Here is a 22,127-nt window from a genome sequence, read left to right as displayed (position 1 = left end):
CATTAAGAATCTTTCCATTATCTTACCGCAAGATGCAATGCTGGCCAAGGGCCGCTCGCGACAGGGTTCGATCATGAAATTTCTCTGGGATTCGGCGCTCGGCCTGCTGGTCGTCACCGGCGGCCTGCTCGGCCTGACGCTGCCGTTCGGCAAGCTCGCCACGGCTGCCGGCGTGCCGGCCATGGTCTGGGCCTTCGTCATCTCGCTCGGCGCCGGCGGGGTCTTGCTGTGCGTGCTTTTGGCTCGCGGCAAGCGGGTCCGGCTTACCGCGCACAAATTGCGCTATTTCTTCGTCACCGCTGCGGTTTCCTACGCCGTGCCGAATCTCCTGATGTTCTCGGCCATCCCGCATCTGGGCGCCGGCTACACCGGCATTATGTTCACGCTGTCGCCGGTCATCACTTTGGTGTTCTCGATCCTGCTGCGCGTCCGGGGCCCCAACATGCTGGGCATTGTCGGCATCGCCGTCGGCTTCGTCGGCGCCGTCATGGTCGCGGTGACGCGCGGCGAGGCCGGCCAGCCGGCCGATTTGTTCTGGGTGGCGATGGGGTTGCTCATCCCGGTCAGCCTTGCCGCCGGCAACATCTATCGCACGGTCGACTGGCCGGACGGCACCGGCCCGATCGAGCTTGCCGTCGGCAGCCATCTGGCGTCGGCGGCGATGCTGCTTGTCGGCATTTTCCTCTTGTTCGGCGGCAAGGCTTTCGTGCCACTCGGCGTCGTGCCGCTGGTCGTCGTCGCGCAGGTCGCGTCGGCGTCGGCGATGTTTGCCTTCTTCTTTAGGCTGCAGGCGGTTGGCGGTCCGGTCTATCTCAGCCAGATCGGCTATGTCGCGGCGGCCGTCGGCCTGTTTGCCGGAACCATCTTCCTCGGCGAGCACTATCAGTTGCTGACCTGGGCAGGCGCGCTCATCATCACCGCCGGCGTTTTCATCACCACCAGGGCACAAAGCCAGACCATAACGAAGGCGCAAAGCCAGGCGGCGTGAGCGCCTTGGTGCCTCAGCCGGCACCGGTTTCTTTGTTTTCGCCACCGGGTTCCGGTCTTGGGTGCCGGCGTCGGTGGGTGGCCGCGGCGCGGGCCGCCTGTTCATAGATGCCGGTCATGAGCTCGAGCGTGCGCGCCGCCTCCTCGAGCTTGGCCGCCATTTCCGGGACGCGCGTCACCGCTTCGATGAGCAGGACGCAACGGATGTCGGCATAGCGTTCGGTCACGCGATAGCCGAGCGGCGTGACTTCGTAGGTGACGCCGGCCCTGCCGCTGCCGGTTCGCTTGACCAGGCCACCCTTGAGCAATTTGCGCAGACTGTATTGGATGTTGGGAATGTCGTCGCGGTTGGTCATCTGTGCCAGATCGCGGATGCTCTTTGGCCGGTCGTTCATCCTGATGATGTGGAGCAGCGCATTTTCCGGCCCGCTGGCGGAAAACTCGATCACTGTCGCCAGGCATTCGGCCTGCCAGTGGCCGAATGCCTCGTAAGAGCGCATCAGCGCATATTCGATTTCGGCGACATCGATTTCGAGCGGCGTCCGCGCCAGATGCCAGCCACGATCCAGCAGATTGGCTTGCGTATCCGAAGGTTTTCGCCGGTCGTTCATCCATGTCTCCCCGCCTGGCAGCATGCGCCGATCCGGCCGATTGCGTCCATACGATTTTATGATAGACTTTCTATCATAAAATATAATCAAAAATGAGGAGAACTCGACCGATGAGCATGCTCGACAAGACCGCAGCCAATGCGCAGCCCTTCATTCTCGGAACCTTCGCGTCCAATTGTTCCGGCGGCATGACCGTCACCAAGGTTCCCGAACGATGGGTCAGTTCCTGGGACAACAATCTGCGGCTCGCGCAGCTGCTCGACGAGGCCGGCATCGACTTCATGCTGCCGATCGCCCGCTGGATCGGCTATGGCGGCGAGACCAATTTTCACGGCAATGTCCTGGAGACGATCACCTGGGCCGCTGGACTCCTGGCGCTCACCCGCAACATCACGGTTTTCGCCACCACCCACACGGCGGCCAATCATCCCGTCGTCGTTGCCAAGCAATTGGCGACTATCGACCAGATCAGCCGCGGCCGTATCGGCCTCAACATCGTCGCCGGCTGGAACAAGCCCGAGTATGAAGCGCTCGGGCTGACGCTGCCCGATGATCACATCACACGATACGGCTATGCGCAGGAATGGTTCGACATCGTCAGGGCGCTGTGGGATCGCACCGAGGCGTTCGACTGGGACGGCACCTGGTTCAAGCTGAAGAACGTGCTTGGCGATCCGCGCCCGTCGGCACGCCTGCCAATCCTCAATGCCGCCGGCTCGGAAGAAGGCCGCAAATTTGCGGTCCGCAATGCCGACTTTCTGTTCACACCGGCAATCGACCTGTCACGCTCCAAGGACGAGATCGCGGCGCTGAAGCAGCAGGCGATTGCGGCCGGCAGCACTGTCGACGTGCTGACCTTTGCCCATGTCGTCTGCCGGCCGACCGAGAAGGAAGCGACGGATTATCTCGAGCATTTCGGCCGCGCCAATGCCGACTGGGCGGCGGTCGACAATCTGGTGCGGCTGCAATTTGCCCATGCGCAGTCGTTCCCGCATGACCTCCTGGCGCTCATCCGCGATCGGATGGCGGCGGGCCATGGCGGCTTCCCGCTCACCGGCACGCCCGAACAGGTTGCCGATGGGATCACCGCCTTGCACGAGGCAGGATTCCGCGGCTCGACCCTGTCCTTTGTCGACTATGTCGAGGAGTTCCCGTATTTTCGCGACACCGTCATGCCTATCCTCGAGCAGCGGGGCATCCGTATCGCGCCGGCCGCCATGCAGTCGGCGGCCTAGGAGAAACCCATGACCGAGCCAACGACTTCGGAGGCAAATCCTGTCGGTGTAGCTGATTTTCGGGCCGCGATGCGGCTGATCGTGGGCAATGTCAGCGTCATCACCGCCGGCACTGGCGAGGATCGCTCCGGTCTGGTGGTCATTTCGGTCGTCTCGCTGTCGGCCGAACCGCCCAAGGTGATCGCCTGTGTCAACCGGTCGTCGTCGACCTGGCCGGTGATCGAACGCTACCGGCATTTCGGCGTCAACTCGCTTGGCCCCCAGCATCAGCGCGTGGCCGAGCGGTTCTCCGGCTTTGGTGGCATCAATGGCAAGGACCGCTATGAGGGCGCCGAATGGATGACGCTCAAGACCGGAGCTTCATTGCTTTCGGATGCGGTGGCCGCCTTCGACTGCAGCCTCGACGAGATGATCGATCGCGGCACGCATTCCATCGTCATCGGTTCGGTAGAGGCCGTGCGCACGTCCGATGCCGGCCGGGCGCTGATCTACTGGCGCGGCGGCTACAGGCCGTTGAATTCTGAATAAGATCAGACCGAGCCTTTTTCCGCCAGGACCATGTAGTTGACGTCCATGTCCTTCGAGCGCGCCCAGCGGTCGGCAAGCGGATTGTAGGTGACGCCGGTGCGGTCGATGATGGTCAGGCCGGCACCGCCAAGCGCCTTTTCGAGTTCTTCCGGGCGCACCAGCTTGCCGAACTGGTGGGTGCCGCGCGGCAGCCAGCGCAGCACATATTCGGCGCCGATGATGGCCAGGCCCAGCGCCTTCAGCGTGCGGTTGATGGTGGCCACGAACATGATGCCGCCAGGCCGGACCATCTCACCGCATTTGACGACGAACAGGTCGATGTCGGCGACATGCTCGACCACTTCCATGTTGAGGATGACGTCGAATTTTTCGCCGGCGTCGGCAAGATCCTCGGCCGTCGTGGCGCGATAGTCGACGCTGACATTGCCCTCGGAAGCGTGCAGCTTGGCCACTTCGATGTTGGTTTCGGAGGCGTCCGCGCCCACAACCTCGGCGCCAAGCCGCGCCATCGGCTCGCACAGAAGGCCGCCGCCGCAGCCGATGTCGAGGATGCGCAGGCCTTCGAAAGGCCTTGCAGCGCGTGGGTCACGGCCGAAGCGCGTCGCTATCTGGTCGCGGATATAGGCCAGCCGGACCGGATTGAATTTGTGCAGGGGGCGGAACTTGCCGTTCGGGTTCCACCATTCGGCGGCAAGGGCGGAAAAGCGTTCCACTTCTCCGGCATCGATCGTCGATCGTCGGGGCTCTGGCATCGGTTGGTCTCCTCGACACTACAGCGCCGCGCGTCCTCCTGGACGCGCAAAGGACGCTGTAGCACTTTAGATTCTGCGCATGATCCTTTCCGAAATCGACTTCGATTTCGGGGTCATGCGGTAGGAAGTCGGGCGTGAGGCCGCGAATGTCAAGGCAGCATTTTCCTCTGCCTGCCAGGCAACAGGCTCTGTCAGGACATGTCACCTGTCACGCACCTCCATCGAAACACAATTGGTCCGCCCGGGCGAAAAGGAGACAGGATTTGAATTGGAGGAAACCATGATGAAACAGGAGACGGCTTCGATCCTTTGGCATCGCCTCGACGTGGACGGTCACGACGCCTGTCTGTTGTCACAGACCAATGTCGGGCACAGTCTCGAGGGACAGGCCATCTTCATCCAGGATGGCAAGCCGTGCTGCCTTGGCTACGAGGTGATTTGCGATGTCGGCTGGCGCACGCGTTCAGCGCGGATCGACGGCTTTCTCGGCACCAGCAAGCTGCATTATGCGATCGAACGCGATTCGGACGGCCAGTGGACGCTGAACGGCGAAGTCCAGCAGGGCGTCGACGGCCTTGTCGATGTCGATCTTGGCTTCACACCGGCATCGAACCTGTTGGCGATCCGCCGGTATGGCCTCGGCATCGGGGAGGCGACGCCTGCCCCGGCCGCCTACCTGACTTTCCCTGAACTGAGCCTGGTTCGCCTCGATCAGACCTACCGGCGTCTCGACACGGTTCGCTACGCCTATGCCGCGCCGGTGTTCGGCTATGACGAGACCCTCAACGTCTCGCCGCACGGCTTCGTTGTCGACTATCCCGGCCTGTGGAGAAGCGCTGCTGCGTCAGACTGAAGCGATTGTGATCAATCCGCTGCGACCTGCGTCGTGCCGAGCACGTCACGCAGTTTCGCCGCCAGTTGCTCGATGGTGAAGGGCTTGGCCAGGAAATGCACGTCGTGGTCGAGCACGCCGTTGTGGACCACGGCGTTCCTGGTGAAGCCGGTGGTGAAGATCACCTTCAGTTGCGGCATGCGGGCAACGGCCTCTTCCGCCAGCTTGCGGCCGTTCATGACGGGCATGACGATGTCGGTGAACAGAAGGGTGACGTTCGGGCTCTCCGCCAGTTTCTGCAACGCTTCCTCGCCGCTCGCGGCATGAATGACGGTGTATCCGAGTTCGCGTATGGCCTCGGTGGTGGAGACCCTCACGCGGGCATCATCCTCGACGACAAGGATCGTTTCGGTGACCGATGCGGCGGGGCTGTCGCCTCGCCCGGCGGGCACGGCCGGCTCTTCGGCGCCGAAGTACCGCGGCAAGTAGATCTTGATCGTCGTGCCTTCGCCGGGTTCGGAATAGATATTGACGTGGCCGCCCGACTGTTTGACGAAGCCGAACACCTGGCTCAATCCCAGGCCGGTGCCCTTGTTGACGGGCTTGGTGGTGAAGAAGGGTTCAAAGGCCTTGGCCATGACATCGGGGGTCATGCCCGAACCGGTGTCGCTGACGGCAATCATCACATACTGGCCGGCCGCTACTTCGGCATGGGCGGCGGCGTAGCTCTCATCGAGATGGCTGTTGGCGGTCTCGATGGTCAGCTTGCCATCCTCGCCCATGGCGTCGCGCGCGTTGACGGCCAGGTTGAGAACGGCGTTCTCGATCTGGCTCGGGTCGGCATGCGTTTTCCACAAGCCTCCCGCCAGTACCGTTTCGATGCGGATGGTTTCGCCGAGCGCGCGCCGGATCAGGTCGGACATCCCGGTCAGCAGACGGTTGGCGTCGACGATCTGCGGCGCCAGCGGCTGCTGGCGCGAGAAGGCGAGCAGCCGGGCCGTCAGATTGGCGGCACGGGTCGCGGCATCGATCGCCGCATCGATGAATTGTGCGATGTCGTGCTCGCCGCGCGCCAGCTTGCGCTGGGCGAGGTTCATGGCGCTGATGATCACCGCCAGCATGTTGTTGAAATCGTGGGCGATGCCACCTGTAAGCTGGCCGACAGCCTCCATCTTGTGCATCTGGCGGATCTGGGATTCGGCCCTTTCGCGCGTCTCGATCTCCTTGCCGAGGGCGACGTTCTTGCGCACCAACTCATCCTGGGCAACGGCAACCTCACGGAAGCGGCGGCGCGATTCCCTGATCGCGTAGCCGGCAAGCAGGAAGATCGCCAGCAGCGCCGCCAGCGAACCGATGCGTAGCCAGGCCTCGACCTCGTCGGTATGCGCGTCGCGCGCGGCGACGGCTGCGGCGCTGATGCGTCGGACCGTATCCATGCTGGTCCGGATTTCGTCCATCACGGCCTTGCCCTGGCCGCTGCGAACCAGATCCAGCGCATTCGTCGCATTGCCCTGGTCGTACAGGGCAATCGTCTCGGCCAGTTCGGCCTGCTTTTGCGAAAGCGCGTCCTTGATATGGTTGATCTGCTGGACGAGCTGGTCGTCGGGGGCAGTCAAGCTGTCGATGCGGGCAAGTTGCCCCGGAATGGCGCCGACAGCGCGCTGATAGGGTTCGAGATAGGATTTCTCGCCAGTCAGCAGGTAGCCACGCTGCCCGCTCTCGGCATCTTGCGCCAGGGAAAGCAGGCCCGAGAGCAATTGCTGATATTCGATTGCCTCGCGCGCGGCGGCGCGGTTGGCCCGCTGTTCCTCGACCAGCATGGCCCGGCTGCCGACAATCAGCGCCAGCACGGCGAAGCCGGCGACAAGCGGGAGCGATTGCCATCGCATGGCGCGTCGAAGACGAGCAATCATCATCTGTTATGCCGAACCAAAAGAATTCCCCGCAGGCAGCATTTCGTAGGCGGCGCCGAGGCGGAAGGCAATATGCCGGCTTCTGGAGCCGGCAATCGGCCGCCAGCCTTGCGAAACCTTCATCATTTGGCTAAGGAGGCCGCGCATTCAGCGGCCGGCATCAGCCGGCCTTCCGCTTTTCGGGATTCCGGCTTTTGGCCGGGATCCGGCTTCAGGCAAAGGCATTTCGCTCCCATGGCGCGCATCGTGATGAAATTCGGCGGAACCTCGGTCGCCGACATCGCCCGCATCCGCAACGTGGCGCGTCACGTCAAACGCGAGGTCGACGCCGGCCATGAGGTGGCGGTGGTCGTTTCGGCGATGGCCGGGAAGACCAATGAACTGGTCGGCTGGACGCGTGAGGCCTCGCCAATGCATGACGCACGCGAATATGACGCGGTCGTCGCTTCCGGCGAGCAGGTCACGGCCGGCCTTCTGGCCATCACCTTGCAGAACATGGGCGTGCATGCCCGCTCCTGGCAGGGCTGGCAGATCCCGATCAAGACCGACAATGCGCATGGAGCAGCGCGCATCCTCGACATCGACGGCGCGTTCCTGATCAAGCGCTTCGGCGAGGGCCAGGTGGCGGTGATCGCAGGGTTCCAGGGCATCGGCCCGGACAATCGCATCGCCACGCTCGGCCGCGGCGGCTCCGACACCAGCGCGGTTGCCATCGCCGCGGCGGTCAAGGCCGATCGCTGCGACATCTACACCGACGTCGACGGGGTCTACACCACCGATCCGCGCATCGAGCCCAAGGCGCGGCGGCTGGCCAAGATCTCGTTCGAGGAAATGCTTGAAATGGCCTCGCTCGGCGCCAAGGTTCTGCAGGTGCGTTCGGTCGAGCTTGCCATGGTGCACAGGGTGCGTACCTTCGTGCGGTCGTCCTTCGACGATCCCGACGCGCCCGGAATGGGGGATTTGCTCAATCCGCCCGGAACGCTTATTTGCGACGAGGAAGAGATCGTGGAACAGCAGGTCGTCACCGGAATTGCCTACGCCAAGGATGAAGCGCAGATTTCGCTGCGCCGGGTCGGCGACCGGCCGGGCGTTGCCGCCGGCATCTTCGGGCCGCTGGCCGAGGCCAACATCAACGTCGACATGATCGTCCAGAACATCTCCGAGGACGGCAAGTTCACCGACATGACCTTCACCGTGCCGTCGGGCGATGTCGACAAGGCGCTGGCCGTGCTTGAACGCCTCAAGGCCTCGATCGGCTACGATGTCGTGCAGTCGGAAGCCGGCATGTCGAAGGTCTCGGTCATCGGCATCGGCATGAGGAGCCATGCCGGCGTCGCCGCCACCGCTTTCAAGGCGCTGGCCGACAAATCGATCAACATCCGCGCCATCACGACCTCGGAGATCAAGATTTCCATCCTGATCGACGGTCCATATACGGAACTTGCGGTTCGTACTTTGCATTCCGTCTACGGTCTGGATAAGCAGTAGCGAGAACGATTTGAGTTGTTGCGTGTGCGCCGGTCGCGGTGGAAACTGCGGCGGGCAGAATGCCCATTGGAGAACAAGCCGCGATGCGTGATCAGGCCAGTGGCCCGCGCGTTTTGCTCAAACGGCTCCGCGAGCTCATGCAGGAGCCGCTGGAGCCGCAGGAGCGGCTTGACCGGATTGTGCGCGACATCGCCTCGAACATGGTCGCGGAAGTCTGCTCGCTCTATGTGCTGCGCGCCGATTCGGTGCTCGAACTCTACGCCACCGAAGGTCTGAACCCGAACGCCGTCCACCTGGCGCAGTTGCGGCTGGGCCAAGGCCTGGTCGGCACGATCGCCGCCAGCGCGCGGCCGCTCAACCTGTCCAATGCGCAGGAACACCCGGCCTTCGCCTATCTGCCGGAGACCGGGGAAGAGATCTACAACTCGTTCCTCGGCGTGCCGGTGCTGCGGGCAGGGCGCACGCTGGGCGTGCTGGTGGTGCAAAACAAGACCATGCGCCACTACCGCGACGACGAGGTCGAGGCGCTGGAAACCACGGCGATGGTGATTGCCGAGATGATCGCCACCGGCGATCTGGCGCGGCTGACCCGGCCCGGCCTCGAGCTCGATCTGCGCCGCCCTGTCAGCTTCACCGGCCTGTCCTTCAATGAAGGCGTCGGGCTTGGCCATGTCGTGCTGCACGAGCCGCGCATCGTCGTCACCAATCTGTTCAACGAAGACAGCGAGGAAGAGGTCCGCCGGTTAGAGACCTCACTCAGCTCGCTCAGGCTGTCCATCGACGACATGCTGGAGCGCCGCGACGTCGCCTTCGAGGGCGAGCATCGCCAGGTGCTGGAAGCCTATCGCATGTTCGCCAATGATCGCGGCTGGGTGCGACGGCTGGAAGAGGCCATCCGCAACGGCCTGACGGCGGAAGCCGCGGTGGAAAAGGTGCAGAGCGACATGCGCGCCCGCATGCTGCACATGACCGATCCCTATCTGCGCGAGCGGATGAGCGATTTCGACGACCTCGCCAACCGCCTGCTGCGCCAGCTGATGGGGCGCGGGCCGGAAGATGTGGCGGCATCGCTGCCGAAGGACGCCATCATCGTCGCCCGTTCGATGGGGGCTGCCGAACTGCTCGATTATCCCCGCGACAAGATGCGCGGGCTGGTGCTTGAGGATGGCGCTGCGACCAGCCACGTCGTCATCGTCGCGCGTGCCATGGGCATCCCCGTCGCCGGCCAGATGAAGGGTGCCGTTTCCATGGCGGAAAACGGCGATGCCATCATCGTCGACGGCGAAGAGGGCGTGATCCATTTGCGGCCGCAGCCCGACCTCGAGGCCGCTTATGCCGAAAAAGTGCGGTTCAGGGCGCGCCGGCAAGAGGTCTACCGCGAGCTGCGCAAGAAGCCGTCGACGACCAGGGATGGTGTCCAGGTCGACCTGTTGATGAATGCGGGTCTTGCCGTCGACCTGCCGCAGCTTGCCGAAGCGGGTGCGGCCGGCATCGGCCTGTTCCGCACCGAATTGCAATTCATGGTCGCTTCCACCTTTCCCCGGGCCGAGGCCCAGGAAAAGCTTTATCGCGACGTGCTCGAAGCGGCGCGCGGCAAGCCGGTCACCTTCCGCACCATCGATATTGGCGGCGACAAGGTGCTGCCCTATTTCAAGGGAGCGATCCAGGAAGAGAACCCGGCACTTGGCTGGCGGGCGATCCGCCTGACGCTCGACCGGCCGGGCTTGCTGCGCACCCAGATCCGCGCTTTGCTCAAGGCCAGTGGCGGGCGCGAGCTCAAGCTGATGCTGCCGATGGTGACCGAGCTTGGCGAGATCGCCCAGGCGCGCGAGATCATCGACCGCGAGGTGCGGCATCTCTCGCGCTTTGCCCATCATTTGCCGACCAGCCTCAAGCTGGGAGCGATGCTTGAAGTGCCGTCGCTGCTGTTCCAGCTTGATGAATTGATGAAGGCGGTCGACTTCGTCTCGGTCGGTTCGAACGACCTGTTCCAGTTCGTCATGGCCGTCGACCGCGGCAACACGCAACTGGCCAACCGCTTCGACACGCTGTCGGCGCCCTTCCTGCGGGTGCTCAAGCAGATCGCCGATGCCGGCGTCCGCAACAGTACGCCGGTGACCCTGTGCGGCGAACTCGCCGGCAAGCCGATTTCGGCGATGGCGCTGATCGGTCTCGGTTTCCGCTCGATCTCGATGTCGCCGGCCTCGATCGGTCCGGTCAAGGCGATGCTGACGGAACTGCCGCTGGATGAGTTGGAGGCGTTCTTCGACGACAATCTGATGGCGCCGGCGCAGGGCTTGCCGATGCGGGCGCTGCTGCAGGCTTTTGCCGACGACCGTTCGATCCCGTTGTAGCAGCCTCATCATGGTCAATTTGCCCCGCGATCGTATGGATCAAGTCGTCAAGCGTTTCGAGATGCTCGAAGCGCAGATGTCGGCTGGCCCGGCGCCGGATGCCTATGTGCGCATGGCGTCCGAATATGCCGAAATCCAGGACATGGTTGCCAAGGTCAGGGCACTGCGCCTGGCCGAACATGAGCAGGCCGACCTCGAAGCCATGCTTGCCGACAAGGGCACCGATGCCGAGATGCGGGCGCTCGCCGAGGCCGAACTGCCGGAGGTCGAGGACCGCATCGAGGCGCTGCAGAAGGACATCCAGATCCTGCTGTTGCCCAGGGATGCCGCCGACGACAAGAACGCCATTCTCGAAATCCGCGCCGGCACCGGCGGAGACGAGGCGGCGCTTTTTGCCGGCGACCTGTTTCGCATGTACGAACGCTACGCCGCCGAACGCGGCTGGCGTTTCGAGACCGCCTCGGCCAGCGATGGCGATGCCGGCGGCTACAAGGAAATCATCGCCACGGTGTCGGGCAAGGGCGTCTTTGCGCATCTGAAATTCGAATCCGGCGTGCATCGGGTGCAGCGCGTGCCGGCAACCGAGGCGAGCGGGCGCATCCACACGTCGGCGGCAACCGTCGCGGTGCTGCCCGAAGCCGAAGAGGTCGACATCGACATCAGGGCCGAGGACATCCGCATCGACACGATGCGCGCCTCGGGTTCGGGCGGCCAGCACGTCAACACCACAGATTCGGCCGTCCGTATCACCCATTTGCCGACCGGCATCATGGTCGTTCAGGCTGAGAAATCGCAGCATCAGAACCGCGCCAAGGCGATGCAGATCCTGCGCGCCCGGCTCTATGACCTGGAACGCGGCAAGGCGGATGAAGAGCGCTCCGAATCGCGCAAGTCACAGGTCGGTTCCGGTGACCGCTCGGAACGCATCCGCACCTATAATTTTCCGCAAGGCCGCGTCACCGACCATCGTATCAATCTGACGCTCTACAAGCTCGACCGGGTGATGATGGGCGAACTCGACGAGATCATCAACGCGCTGATCGCCGATCACCAGTCGAAGTTGCTCGCCGACATCGGCATCGATGGCTGATCAACTGCCCGAGACGCTGGGGCAGTTGCTGCGGGAAGCACAGGCTCGGCTTGCCGCCGCAGCTGTCGATGATCAGGCGCTCGATGCGAGGCTGATCGTCGAGCATTTTTCCGGCACGACCCGCACGCAAGCCATTGCGGACCCCGAACGCAGGCTCGGCGCCGGCGCTGTTGCCGAAATCGATGCCGCCTTGCGACGCCGCGCTGGCGGCGAACCGGTGCATCGCATCCTCGGCTATCGTGAATTCTACGGTTTGCGCCTGTCGCTGTCGCCGGAAACGCTGGAGCCGCGGCCGGATACCGAAACGCTGGTCGAGGCGATATTGCCCTTCGTCAAGGCAGTTGCGGCGCGGGAAGGCGAGTGCCGCATCCTCGATCTTGGCACCGGCACCGGCGCCATTGCGCTGGCGCTGCTCAGCGTCGTGCCGACGGCTAACGCTACCGGCGTCGATCTGTCCGCGGGTGCGCTGGCGACCGCGGCCAGTAATGCCGGGCAACTGGGCCTTGCAGGCCGGTTCACGGCGCTGCAGTCGGACTGGTTCGAAAAAGTTTCCGGCCGGTACCATGTAATTGCCGCAAACCCTCCCTATATACCCACGGAAGACATTGGAAATCTGCAGGACGAAGTCCGCAATTTCGACCCGCGCCTGGCCCTGGATGGCGGCGCGGACGGTCTGAACCCCTACAGAACCATCGCCGCGGAAGCGGCAAGGTTTTTGGAAACTGAAGGCAGGATTGCGGTCGAGATCGGCCATACGCAACGCAACGAGGTCTGCGAGATATTCGCTGTAGCCGGCTACGTGCCGGGCGGTGCTTTTCGTGACCTCGGTGGAAACGACAGGGTTATTGTCTTTGAAAGGATAAAGCCTTGACGCAGTGCAAAAAAGCGCTTGGCAATGCCGGGGAATGCGGCTAGGGTCGCCTTAACCGGATGAGACGAAGCAGGCAGTGCTCTTAGCGATTCGGTTTTCCTTGGAAATAGCTGCCTTCTTGCGCAAACGATGCCCAAGCTTCGTGCGGGAATCGTCCGGCAAGTGATGTAACCGGAACAGGATGGCACGTGGCGCCAACGCAATCGATGCGGGCGAACGCCGGTGAAGAGACGAAACGGCTGGCTGCATGAGCGCCTCCGTTCGTGAAGAGTTTTTCGAAAATTTCAAAATGAAGAGAGTTTGATGAGGCCACAACAGCAGAACAGGCGCATGCGCGGTCGCAACAATAATGGCGGCGGCGGTGGTAACAATAACAATAATAATAACAACAACAACCGCAAGGGACCAAACCCCCTGACGCGCAACTACGAGAGCAATGGCCCGGATGTGAAAATCCGCGGTTCGGCTCAGCAGATCGCCGAAAAATACGCCACCCTTGCCCGCGATTCTCACAGCTCCGGCGACCGGGTCATGGCGGAGAACTATCTCCAGCACGCCGAGCATTACAATCGCATCATTGCGGCCGCACAGGCGCAGATGCCGATCCAGAACGCGCAGCAGAATCGCGATGATTTCGACGATGACGGCGACGAGGATCGCGACGATTTCGACAATAGCGGCAACAACAGCACCACTGTTTCCGATGCTCAGGTTCCGGTGGTCAACCATGGCGCCGGCCCGCAGCCGGTTATCGAAGGCATGCCAGCCGAGGTCGCGCTCAACCGGGAAGGTGGCCGCGAGAGCCGCGATAACAATGGCGGGCGCAACAATGGTGGCCGCGACAACAATGGCGGGCGCAATCGCGACCGTCGCCCCAATGGCGGTTATGGCCAGAACGGCCAGCGCGACTTTGGTTCACCTGTGGAGCAGGGTGGTCAGCCCCAGAGCAACGAGCCCCCGGTTCAGGGCGAAGCCGTTTCGTCGACCGAATCTGTAGCGCCGGCCGAACCGGCTCCGTTGTTCGAGAACCTTTCCCCGGCAGGTCTTGCCGCTCAGGCCGAACTCAACGAGGCGGCCGCCGAAAGCGGGGCTGCCCGTCGCCCGCGTCGTCCGCGCCGCCCGCGCGTCAACGCCGATCAGGTTGATGGCGGTAGTGACAATGCCAATTCCGTGGCCGACGCCGGCGAGGCGGCTGCGGCCACGGTCGACAGCGGCAACGCCCAACCGGTCAACGTCGATATCGACAACTGATCGAACGGCATTTCAAGGCATTGGACGGCGGAGAGAAATCTCCGCCGTTTTCGTTTGGGCGGCCGTGCAATATTATGCGGTTGCCGATGTCGAGACGTCTTGAGGGTTCGGGGCCTGTGCACCATATCAGCCTCAACTGGACCCGGCTCGAATGGGCGGGTCCGTCACCGCAATCGGATCCGGTGCCGCACAGCGGGCCGGTGATGGAAGGAGACAGATATGAACCTTGAGAAATACTCGGAGCGTGTGCGCGGCTTTATCCAGTCCGCGCAGACTATGGCGCTTTCCCGCAACCACCAGCAATTCACCCCTGAACATATCCTGAAAGTGCTCGTCGACGACGACGAGGGCCTGGCCGCGTCGCTGATCGAACGCGCCGGCGGTAACGTCCGCGACGTCAAGCTTGGCGTCGAGACGGCGCTCGAAGCGATGCCCAAGGTCGAGGGCGGCAATGGCCAGCTCTACTTGGCGCAGCCGCTGGCAAAAGTGTTTTCGACCGCCGAGGAACTGGCCAAGAAGGCCGGCGACAGCTTTGTCACGGTGGAGCGGCTGTTGCAGGCGCTCGCCATGGAGAAATCGGCCAAGACATCAGACATACTGGCCAAGGCCGGCGTCACCGCGCAGGCGCTCAACCAGGTCATCAACGATGTCCGCAAGGGCCGCACCGCCGATTCGGCGAGTGCCGAACAGGGCTACGACGCGCTGAAGAAATACGCGCGCGACCTGACCGCCGATGCCCGCGCCGGCAAGCTGGACCCCGTGATCGGCCGTGACGACGAGATCCGCCGCACCATCCAGGTGCTGTCGCGCCGCACCAAGAACAACCCCGTGCTGATCGGCGAACCCGGCGTCGGCAAGACGGCGATCGCCGAGGGCCTGGCGCTGCGCATCGTCAATGGCGACGTACCGGAATCGCTGAAGGACAAGCAGTTGATGGCGCTCGACATGGGCGCGCTGATTGCCGGCGCCAAATATCGCGGCGAGTTCGAGGAGCGTCTGAAGGCCGTGCTCTCCGAAGTCACCTCGGCCAACGGCAACATCATCCTGTTCATCGACGAGATGCACACGCTGGTCGGCGCCGGCAAGGCGGATGGCGCCATGGATGCGTCGAACCTGTTGAAGCCGGCTTTGGCGCGGGGCGAGTTGCACTGCGTCGGCGCCACCACGCTCGACGAGTATCGCAAGCATGTCGAGAAGGATGCAGCGCTTGCCCGCCGCTTCCAGCCGGTGTTCGTCGACGAGCCGACGGTGGAAGACACCGTCTCGATCCTGCGCGGCCTGAAGGAGAAGTACGAGCAACACCACAAGGTGCGCATTTCGGATTCAGCGCTGGTGGCGGCGGCGACGTTGTCCAACCGCTACATCGCCGACCGCTTCCTGCCGGATAAGGCGATCGACCTGGTCGACGAAGCCGCATCGCGGCTGCGCATGCAGGTCGATTCCAAGCCCGAGGCGCTGGACGAGATCGATCGCCGCATCATGCAGCTCAAGATCGAGCGCGAGGCGCTGAAGGTCGAGACGGACGATGCTTCGAAAGACAGGCTCGCCCGCCTGGAAAAGGAGCTCGTCGGCCTTGAGGAGGAATCGACCGAGATCACCGCCAAATGGCAGGCCGAGAAGCAGAAGCTCGGGCTTGCCGCCGATCTGAAGAAGCAGCTCGACGAGGCGCGCAACGACCTAGCCATTGCCCAGCGCAAGGGTGAATTCCAGCGCGCCGGCGAGCTTGCCTATGGCAAGATCCCGGAGCTGGAGAAGAAGCTGAAGGAGGCCGAGGCCCAGGACGGCAAGGTCGGCATGGTCGAAGAGGTGGTCACCCCCGACCACGTCGCCCATATCGTCTCGCGCTGGACCGGCATTCCGGTCGACAAGATGCTGCAGGGCGAGCGCGACAAGCTGCTGCGCATGGAAGACGAGATCGGCAAGCGCGTCGTCGGCCAGGGCGAGGCGGTGCAAGCTGTCTCGAAGGCCGTGCGGCGCGCCCGCGCGGGCTTGCAGGATCCGAACCGACCGATCGGCTCTTTCATGTTTCTCGGGCCGACGGGCGTCGGCAAGACCGAGTTGACCAAGGCGCTGGCGAGCTTCCTGTTCGACGACGAGAGCGCGATGGTGCGCATCGACATGTCGGAGTTCATGGAAAAGCATTCGGTCGCCCGGCTGATCGGCGCACCTCCCGGCTATGTCGGCTATGAGGAAGGCGGTGCGCTGACCGAAGCGGTGCGGCGCAGGCCCTATCAGGTCGTATTGTTCGACGAGATCGAGAAGGCGCATCCGGACGTGTTCAACGTGCTGTTGCAGGTGCTCGACGACGGCCGGCTAACCGACGGGCAGGGCCGCACGGTCGATTTCCGCAACACGCTGATCATCATGACGTCGAATCTCGGCGCCGAATATCTCGTCAATCTCGGCGAAGACCAGGATGTCGATGCGGTTCGCGACGAGGTGATGAGCGTCGTCAGGGCATCGTTCCGGCCGGAATTCCTCAACCGTGTCGACGAAGTGATCCTGTTCCACCGGCTGCGTCGGCAGGATATGGGCCGCATCGTCGAGATCCAGCTCAAGCGGCTGGAGAGCCTGCTTGTCGACCGCAAGATCACGCTGTCGCTGGACCAGGAGGCGGTCGACTGGTTGGCCGCCAAGGGTTACGACCCGGCCTATGGCGCGCGGCCGCTGAAGCGGGTGATGCAGAAGGAATTGCAGGATCCGCTGGCGGAGAAGATCCTGCTTGGCGACATCCTCGACGGCTCGACCGTCAAGGTGACAGCCGGTTCCGACCGGCTGAACTTCCGCTCGAAGCCGACGATCGTCGCGGCGGAAGTGGCAGCCTGATCCAACGCCGCGCGTTCATCCTGGGCGCGCGGCGTTTTTAGATCTTTGTCATATGCATGTCGTTCTCCCAAAACCGGGACCACTTTTGGGCGACATGCATTAAAAAGGGGGGCGGGGATGACGCTGGACGACTACAACGGCTTCTGCGCCTCGCTGCCCGGGACGAGCCACGTTGTCCAATGGGGCGGCGCCCATGTCTGGAAGGTTGGAGCCAAGGTCTTCGCGATCGGCGGCTGGGACCAGGGCCAGCAGCTCTTCGTCACCTTCAAATGCTCCGATATCGCCTATGATGTGTTCAAGGAGCAGCCGGGCCTGCGGCCCGCGCCCTATCTTGCCTCGCGCGGCATGACATGGATCCAGCGTCGGACAAGCCAGAGCATGGATGATGCCGCGTTGAAGGACTATCTGCGAGAGAGCCATCGCCTTGTTGCCCTGAAACTGACCAGGCAGGCGCGCAGGGAATTGGGGCTTGCCGCAAGCTAGTCTATATTCCTCAAGGCGCCGGAAACCGCCATCTTCATGCCCGGTTCATGTTGGAACCATATGGTGGGGTAACTGGTTTGCTGGCGAAGGGTTCGCCAGAGAACACTGCCGGCGGCGGCAAATTTACGGACCGGAGAATTTGGCCACCATGTTCCGCACGATCTTTGCCCTCTCGGCGCTAGCCGCCGGGCTTGTGTCTTCCGGGGCGTTCGCCGCGCCGACGACGGACGATGCGCCAAGGGTTGTCCGCGCCGCAGATACCGGGGGCATCCTTGTCGCCCAGGACGGCAATCTCGACATCTACTACGACGCCAGGGGCAACCGCGTGATCGTCGATGCCGATACCGGCAAGGTCATCGCCATCCAGCCGCCGCAGACCCGGCTCGACCGCCGTGCCCTGCGCCGGGAGACACGACTGCGCGAACTGGGCCGCGCCCCCGAGGGCGACGACCGCTACTATCTCGACGATCCGGAAGACATGGCGCGGTTCCGCCGCAAGCAGTTGGAAGAGGAAGGCCGGGTTATCCCGCCGCCGGCGGACGGATACGATCCCTATGGGGACAATTCCGTCGAGGCCTATCCTCCCCCACCGCAGGACGATGGCAGCTACGACGACAATTATCCCGACGCGCCGCAGCCGGCAAAGCCGGGTACCATCAAGCGCCAGCCGCTGAACGAGGCCTCGATAGACCCTGCACAGCCGGCAACACCCGCCGATCCGGCGGCTCTGCCGCCAAAGGCTGGCGACAAGACCACTGTTGCCCCGGCACTTTCGCTGGGCGCGCGCCAGGATGTCGCCGCCCTTCAGGTGCTGCTCGACCGGGGTGGCGCTTCGCCTGGCGTCATCGACGGGCGTTTCGGTTCGAATGTCGACAAGGCGCTCGGCGCCTACAACCAGATCACCGGCAGCAATCTGCGATCGACCGATGCGGTCGGCATCCAGGAGGCACTCGCGCAATCCGGCGGCGATGCGTTCGCCAACTACACGATCACAGCGGAGGATGCGGCCGGTCCCTATGTCGCGTCGATCCCGGAAGACTACAGCCAGAAGGCGCAACTCGACCGCATGGCTTATACGTCGGTGACCGAGGCGCTGGCGGAGCGCTTCCACATGGACGAGAATTATCTCAAAGCGCTCAACCCGGACGTCGATTTCAATCGTCCCGGCACGATCATCAAGGTTGCCAATTTCGGCAGGCTGGTTTCGACGCCGGTGGCCCGCATCGTCGCCGACAAGGATAAGAAAGAGGTTTTCGCCTATGACGCCGGCGGCAGACTGGTTGCGGCCTATCCCGCAACCATCGGCTCATCGGACACGCCGTCACCGTCCGGCATACACACGGTGTCGCGCGTCGCGCTCGATCCGAACTATACCTACAACCCCAGCATCAATTTCAAGCAGGGCCAAAACGACAAGGTCCTGACCATTCCGCCGGGCCCGAACGGTCCGGTCGGCTCCGTCTGGATCGCCCTGGATAAGCCGACCTACGGCATCCACGGCACACCGGATCCGTCGAAGATAGGCAAGACCGAAAGCCATGGCTGCGTGCGCCTGACCAACTGGGATGCGCGTGAGCTGGCCAAACTCGTCTCGCCGGGTGTGACGGTGGAGTTTGTCGGCGGACCTTCAGTCGATAACCTTGCGCAGCAGTGAACTGTGAAGTGCGGCGGCATAGACCAACGGCGCGATCAGGATGAAGCCTGAGCTTCAGGAGTCGCCTCATCGAAATTCCTGCCGGCTGCTCGCAACGGGGCCAGCATGACTGTGCCATTTGCACCCTGACAGAGTGTGACCCTTGCCAAATCGCTGGTTTCAGCGACAGCAAGCCACTGGCTGGTTGTTGCCGGTGCGCTAGGGGTTTAAGCAAGGTTTCATGCATTCACCGAGTAAAGCTGCCGCCGTCCCGCTGACCAGCCCGGTCATGAATGGGACGTTCTGTCCGCAGTCGCAGCGGCGATTTGTGCTGATCGCGGCAATCCTGGCCTCGGCGCTTGGCTTCATAGACGGCTCGATCCTGGCCATCGCCACGCCGGCGATCCGCGTCAATCTCGGCGCCAGCCTGGCCGAGGCGCAGTGGATTTCCAATGCCTATGCGTTGACGCTGTCGGCGCTGATCCTGGCCGGGGGTGCCGCCGGCGACCGATTCGGACTGCGCCGCGCCTTCGTGGCCGGCATTGCGCTGTTCATTGTCGCCTCACTTGCCTGTGCGCTGGCGCCGAATGCGGTGGTGCTGATCGCATTTCGCGCCGTCCAGGGCATTGGTGCGGCGATCATGGTGCCAGGCAGCCTTGCCATCATCGCCAAGGCCTACCCGAAGAAAGAACGCGGCCGCGCTATCGGCATCTGGGCGGCGGCTTCGGCGCTGACCACGGCACTTGGGCCGGTGCTCGGCGGCTTCGTGCTGTCGGCCTTCGGCGACGGCATCTGGCGGGCGATCTTCGCCATCAACCTGCCGCTCGGGCTTGTTTCGATCTGGCTTCTGCTGGCCAAGGTTCCGGGCGATACGCCGACGGAGAAACGCAGCCTGGATCTCGGCGGTGCAGCGCTCGCGACATTGGCCTTCGGCGCGCTTGCCTACGGGCTGACCTCGATGAGCGGCAGCGGCGAGGGCCTCATGGCAGGGCCGAGCATCGCCGCAGGCGTCGTATTGCTGGCTGTCTTCATCGTCTTCGAGCTTCGGCAACGCGAGCCGATGATCGACCTCAGCCTGTTTCGTGTCGGTGCTTTCGCCGGCGCCAATGTGGCCACGTTCTTCCTTTATTTTGCGCTGTCGGCCAATCTTTTCTATCTGCCGATGCTGCTGATCGCCGGCTGGGGGCTGAGCACGGCCGAGGTCGGCTTCATCTTCCTGCCCTTGTCGGCATCGATCGCGCTTTTGTCGGGACCTGTCGGCAAGCTGTCGGACCGGATCGGACCGCGTTTTCCGATCGCCTGCGGCAGCCTGATCGTGGCTTTTGCGTTTGCCGGGCTGGCCTTGCTCACCTACGCCGGGATCCACAATTTCTGGACGGGAACATTCCCGCTGATGGGGCTGATGGGGCTCGGCATGGCTCTGGTCGTATCGCCTTTGTCGACCGCGATCATGACGGCGGTGGAAGACAAGGATACGGGGGCGGCCTCGGGCATCAACAATGCGGTCTCGCGCATCGGCGGATTGATCGCGGTGGCGGCGATGGGGTCGCTCGCCGCATGGGTCTACGCGCATGCACTGGATGCGAACGCAACGTCCGGCGTCCCAGGATTTGGTGAACCGGCGCCAGTCGGGCTTGCCCCGGCCATCGATGCGACAAGGCTCGCCGCCAGCGATGTTGCGTTTGCCGCGGTTTCTTCGGTGACTGCGCTGCTTTGCCTGCTTGCGGCTGTTATCGCCTGGGCGACCATTCCCGGTGATCGATTGCCATGGCCGCGACAGGCCGAAAATACGCCAGGCTGAAGGCGGATCAACCGTCGATCTTCGCGCTCGCAACCTTCAGCGAATCGCTGTCTTCCTGCTTCAGCAGTTCGTCGATGCGCTCGCGCTCGCGCTTGAAGGCGACGAGGTCATCGCCCTTCAGCACCTTGCCGACCGGCAGGCGGACACGCATCGGATCAACCTTGGTGCCGTTGACGATCAGCTCGTAGTGAAGATGCGGGCCGGTGGCGAGGCCGGTCTGGCCGAGGAAGCCGATGGTCTGGCCCTGGCGGACGTGCACGCCCGGTTCGATGCCTTTGGCAAAGGCGCTCTGGTGATTGTAGGACGTTTCGTAGCCATTGGCGTGGCGGATGATGATCTGCTTGCCGTAACCGCCGGCCCAGCCGACCTTCTCCACCGTGCCGTTGCCGGCGGCGATGATCGGCGTGCCGATGGGGGCTGCCCAGTCGACGCCGGTGTGCATGCGGACATAGCCGAGGATCGGATGCCTGCGGGCGCCGAAACCGGAGCGGAATTTCCCGGCGGGCAGGGGATTGCGCAACAGGAACTGCTCGGCGCTCGAGCCGTCCTCATCGAAATAGTCGGTGCCGCCGTCCTGCATCTGGAAGCGGTAGAAGTTGCGGGTCTGGCCGCCGAACGTCGCCGAGACGTAAAGAAGCTCGGAGCTGTCCGAGGTCTGGTCGTCGCCGTCGGGCTGCGAGAACAGGACTTCGATGCGGTCGGCGGGGCTGAGGCGGGACTGGAAGTCGACATCGGACGCCAGCAGCTTGATCAACCGCTGCGTCATCGCCTTGGACATGCCGTAGGAATAGGCGGCGCGGTAGATGCCGTCATAGACGTTGGGCAAGTTGCCGCGCACCACGACCGGCGCCGACGAATCATCGAAGGCTGTCAGCAATTCGGGATTCGGATCCGGTTCCTGCGACGGCACATACTGGCCGCGATCGTTGAGCGCGATGGTGACGATGTGCTGGGTCCGGTCGTAGACGCTGGTGCGCACGACCTTGGCGGCATCGCCGTGAACTTCGAGGCCGACACGCAGCACGGTTCCAGCCTTGAGCGCTGTCGCATTGAGCAACTTGGCGATGGCTTCGGCCATTCCGGCGGCATCTTCACCTGTGTAGCCCGAATCGGCAAAAGCCTCGGTGACGTCGAGATCCTTGGTGAAGGGGATGATTTCCTCGGCGAAAGCCGGCGCTTGGTCGTCAACGGTGGCTCGCGGCGCCACCGAGACGTTTTCCGGCACGATCTTGACGTCGTAGGAGCCGGCCATGCTCTCGGCAAAAGCTTCGCCGAATCGCTGCGGGTCGACATAGTGGAGCGAAGCGACCTGTACCGCGCCGTCGCTGAGGTCGGTGCCGGCTTCGCGCACCACCTTTTCCACCTCGTCGGCGGAGAGGTCGCTCTTTTCGTCGAAGGAAGCCGTGTCGATCGGAAAATCGACGGTCTTCAGGCTCATCTCGCTTTCGACCTTGGCGCCGTAGATCTGGCCG

At 63.4% G+C, this 22,127-nt stretch carries 17 protein-coding genes (1 of these 17 running past the window's edge); 13 read left to right on the top strand and 4 right to left on the bottom strand.

Going from position 1 to position 22,127, the window contains the following annotated elements; all coding sequences use genetic code 11:
* Positions 1-73 precede the first annotated feature (73 nt).
* Positions 74-988 (top strand): DMT family transporter, encoded by a 915-nt coding sequence (locus tag EOA16_RS20065; RefSeq protein ID WP_127259829.1) that lies wholly within the window; start codon positions 74-76, stop codon positions 986-988.
* 13 nt (positions 989-1,001) lie between these two features.
* Here the strand turns inward: EOA16_RS20065 and EOA16_RS20060 are convergent, their stop codons facing one another.
* Complete coding sequence (locus tag EOA16_RS20060) at positions 1,002-1,598, bottom strand: winged helix DNA-binding protein (protein WP_127259828.1); 597 nt, start codon at positions 1,596-1,598, stop codon at positions 1,002-1,004.
* Between the two features lie 110 nt (positions 1,599-1,708).
* Between EOA16_RS20060 and EOA16_RS20055 the strand changes: the two genes are divergently transcribed.
* Both EOA16_RS20055 and EOA16_RS20050 read left to right on the top strand, forming a co-directional pair.
* The gene (locus EOA16_RS20055; RefSeq protein ID WP_127259827.1) at positions 1,709-2,833 is read left to right on the top strand and encodes an LLM class flavin-dependent oxidoreductase; all 1,125 of its coding nucleotides are present in this window, start codon (positions 1,709-1,711) and stop codon (positions 2,831-2,833) included.
* Positions 2,834-2,842: 9 nt separating this feature from the next.
* Positions 2,843-3,361: a flavin reductase family protein gene (locus tag EOA16_RS20050; RefSeq protein ID WP_127259826.1), complete on the top strand. Its 519-nt coding sequence runs from the start codon at positions 2,843-2,845 to the stop codon at positions 3,359-3,361.
* 2 nt (positions 3,362-3,363) lie between these two features.
* Here the strand turns inward: EOA16_RS20050 and ubiG are convergent, their stop codons facing one another.
* Positions 3,364-4,113 (bottom strand): bifunctional 2-polyprenyl-6-hydroxyphenol methylase/3-demethylubiquinol 3-O-methyltransferase UbiG, encoded by a 750-nt coding sequence (ubiG, locus tag EOA16_RS20045; RefSeq protein WP_127259825.1) that lies wholly within the window; start codon positions 4,111-4,113, stop codon positions 3,364-3,366.
* A 283-nt stretch (positions 4,114-4,396) separates the two neighbouring features.
* Between ubiG and EOA16_RS20040 the strand changes: the two genes are divergently transcribed.
* Positions 4,397-4,966 (top strand): putative glycolipid-binding domain-containing protein, encoded by a 570-nt coding sequence (locus tag EOA16_RS20040; protein ID WP_127259824.1) that lies wholly within the window; start codon positions 4,397-4,399, stop codon positions 4,964-4,966.
* 11 nt (positions 4,967-4,977) lie between these two features.
* Here EOA16_RS20040 and EOA16_RS20035 read toward each other — a convergent pair whose 3' ends face one another.
* On the bottom strand, positions 4,978-6,834 hold the full coding sequence (locus tag EOA16_RS20035) for a CHASE3 domain-containing protein (RefSeq protein ID WP_127259823.1): 1,857 nt from the start codon (positions 6,832-6,834) through the stop codon (positions 4,978-4,980).
* A gap of 258 nt (positions 6,835-7,092) precedes the next feature.
* Here EOA16_RS20035 and EOA16_RS20030 point away from each other — a divergent pair, with 258 nt between their 5' ends.
* The 9 genes from EOA16_RS20030 (at position 7,093) to EOA16_RS19990 (ending at position 20,655) form a co-directional block, all read left to right on the top strand.
* Positions 7,093-8,346, top strand: a complete 1,254-nt coding sequence (locus EOA16_RS20030) for an aspartate kinase (protein ID WP_013529459.1) — start codon at positions 7,093-7,095, stop codon at positions 8,344-8,346.
* Positions 8,347-8,429: 83 nt separating this feature from the next.
* On the top strand, positions 8,430-10,700 hold the full coding sequence (ptsP, locus tag EOA16_RS20025) for a phosphoenolpyruvate--protein phosphotransferase (RefSeq protein WP_127259822.1): 2,271 nt from the start codon (positions 8,430-8,432) through the stop codon (positions 10,698-10,700).
* 10 nt (positions 10,701-10,710) lie between these two features.
* A complete protein-coding gene (gene prfA / locus EOA16_RS20020; RefSeq protein ID WP_127259821.1) occupies positions 10,711-11,790 on the top strand; it encodes a peptide chain release factor 1 in 1,080 nt (359 codons plus the stop codon).
* On the top strand, positions 11,783-12,661 hold the full coding sequence (gene prmC / locus EOA16_RS20015; protein ID WP_127259820.1) for a peptide chain release factor N(5)-glutamine methyltransferase: 879 nt from the start codon (positions 11,783-11,785) through the stop codon (positions 12,659-12,661). Before prfA ends, prmC begins: the two co-directional genes overlap by 8 nt.
* A 303-nt stretch (positions 12,662-12,964) precedes the next feature.
* Positions 12,965-13,912: a DUF4167 domain-containing protein gene (locus EOA16_RS20010; RefSeq protein ID WP_127259819.1), complete on the top strand. Its 948-nt coding sequence runs from the start codon at positions 12,965-12,967 to the stop codon at positions 13,910-13,912.
* A 219-nt stretch (positions 13,913-14,131) separates the two neighbouring features.
* Positions 14,132-16,738 (top strand): ATP-dependent chaperone ClpB, encoded by a 2,607-nt coding sequence (gene clpB / locus EOA16_RS20005; protein ID WP_127259818.1) that lies wholly within the window; start codon positions 14,132-14,134, stop codon positions 16,736-16,738.
* 117 nt (positions 16,739-16,855) lie between these two features.
* A complete protein-coding gene (locus tag EOA16_RS20000) occupies positions 16,856-17,221 on the top strand; it encodes an MmcQ/YjbR family DNA-binding protein (RefSeq protein WP_127259817.1) in 366 nt (121 codons plus the stop codon).
* 148 nt (positions 17,222-17,369) lie between these two features.
* Positions 17,370-18,875: a L,D-transpeptidase family protein gene (locus EOA16_RS19995; RefSeq protein ID WP_127259816.1), complete on the top strand. Its 1,506-nt coding sequence runs from the start codon at positions 17,370-17,372 to the stop codon at positions 18,873-18,875.
* Positions 18,876-19,095: 220 nt separating this feature from the next.
* Positions 19,096-20,655, top strand: coding sequence for an MFS transporter (locus tag EOA16_RS19990; protein WP_127259815.1), 1,560 nt, complete (start codon positions 19,096-19,098; stop codon positions 20,653-20,655).
* 7 nt (positions 20,656-20,662) lie between these two features.
* Here the strand turns inward: EOA16_RS19990 and EOA16_RS19985 are convergent, their stop codons facing one another.
* Positions 20,663-22,127, bottom strand: partial view of a M23 family metallopeptidase gene (locus tag EOA16_RS19985; protein WP_164754334.1) — the 3' portion only. Its footprint extends 503 nt past the window's final position; the window shows 1,465 of its 1,968 coding nt (coding positions 504-1,968); its start codon lies off the right edge, out of view — the gene reads right to left on this strand; the stop codon is at positions 20,663-20,665.

Source organism: Mesorhizobium sp. M7A.F.Ca.US.008.03.1.1 (assembly GCF_003997495.1).
GTDB lineage: Bacteria > Pseudomonadota > Alphaproteobacteria > Rhizobiales > Rhizobiaceae > Mesorhizobium.
Note: the sequence above shows the minus strand (reverse complement) of the source record. Positions and strands in the feature narration are given on the sequence as shown.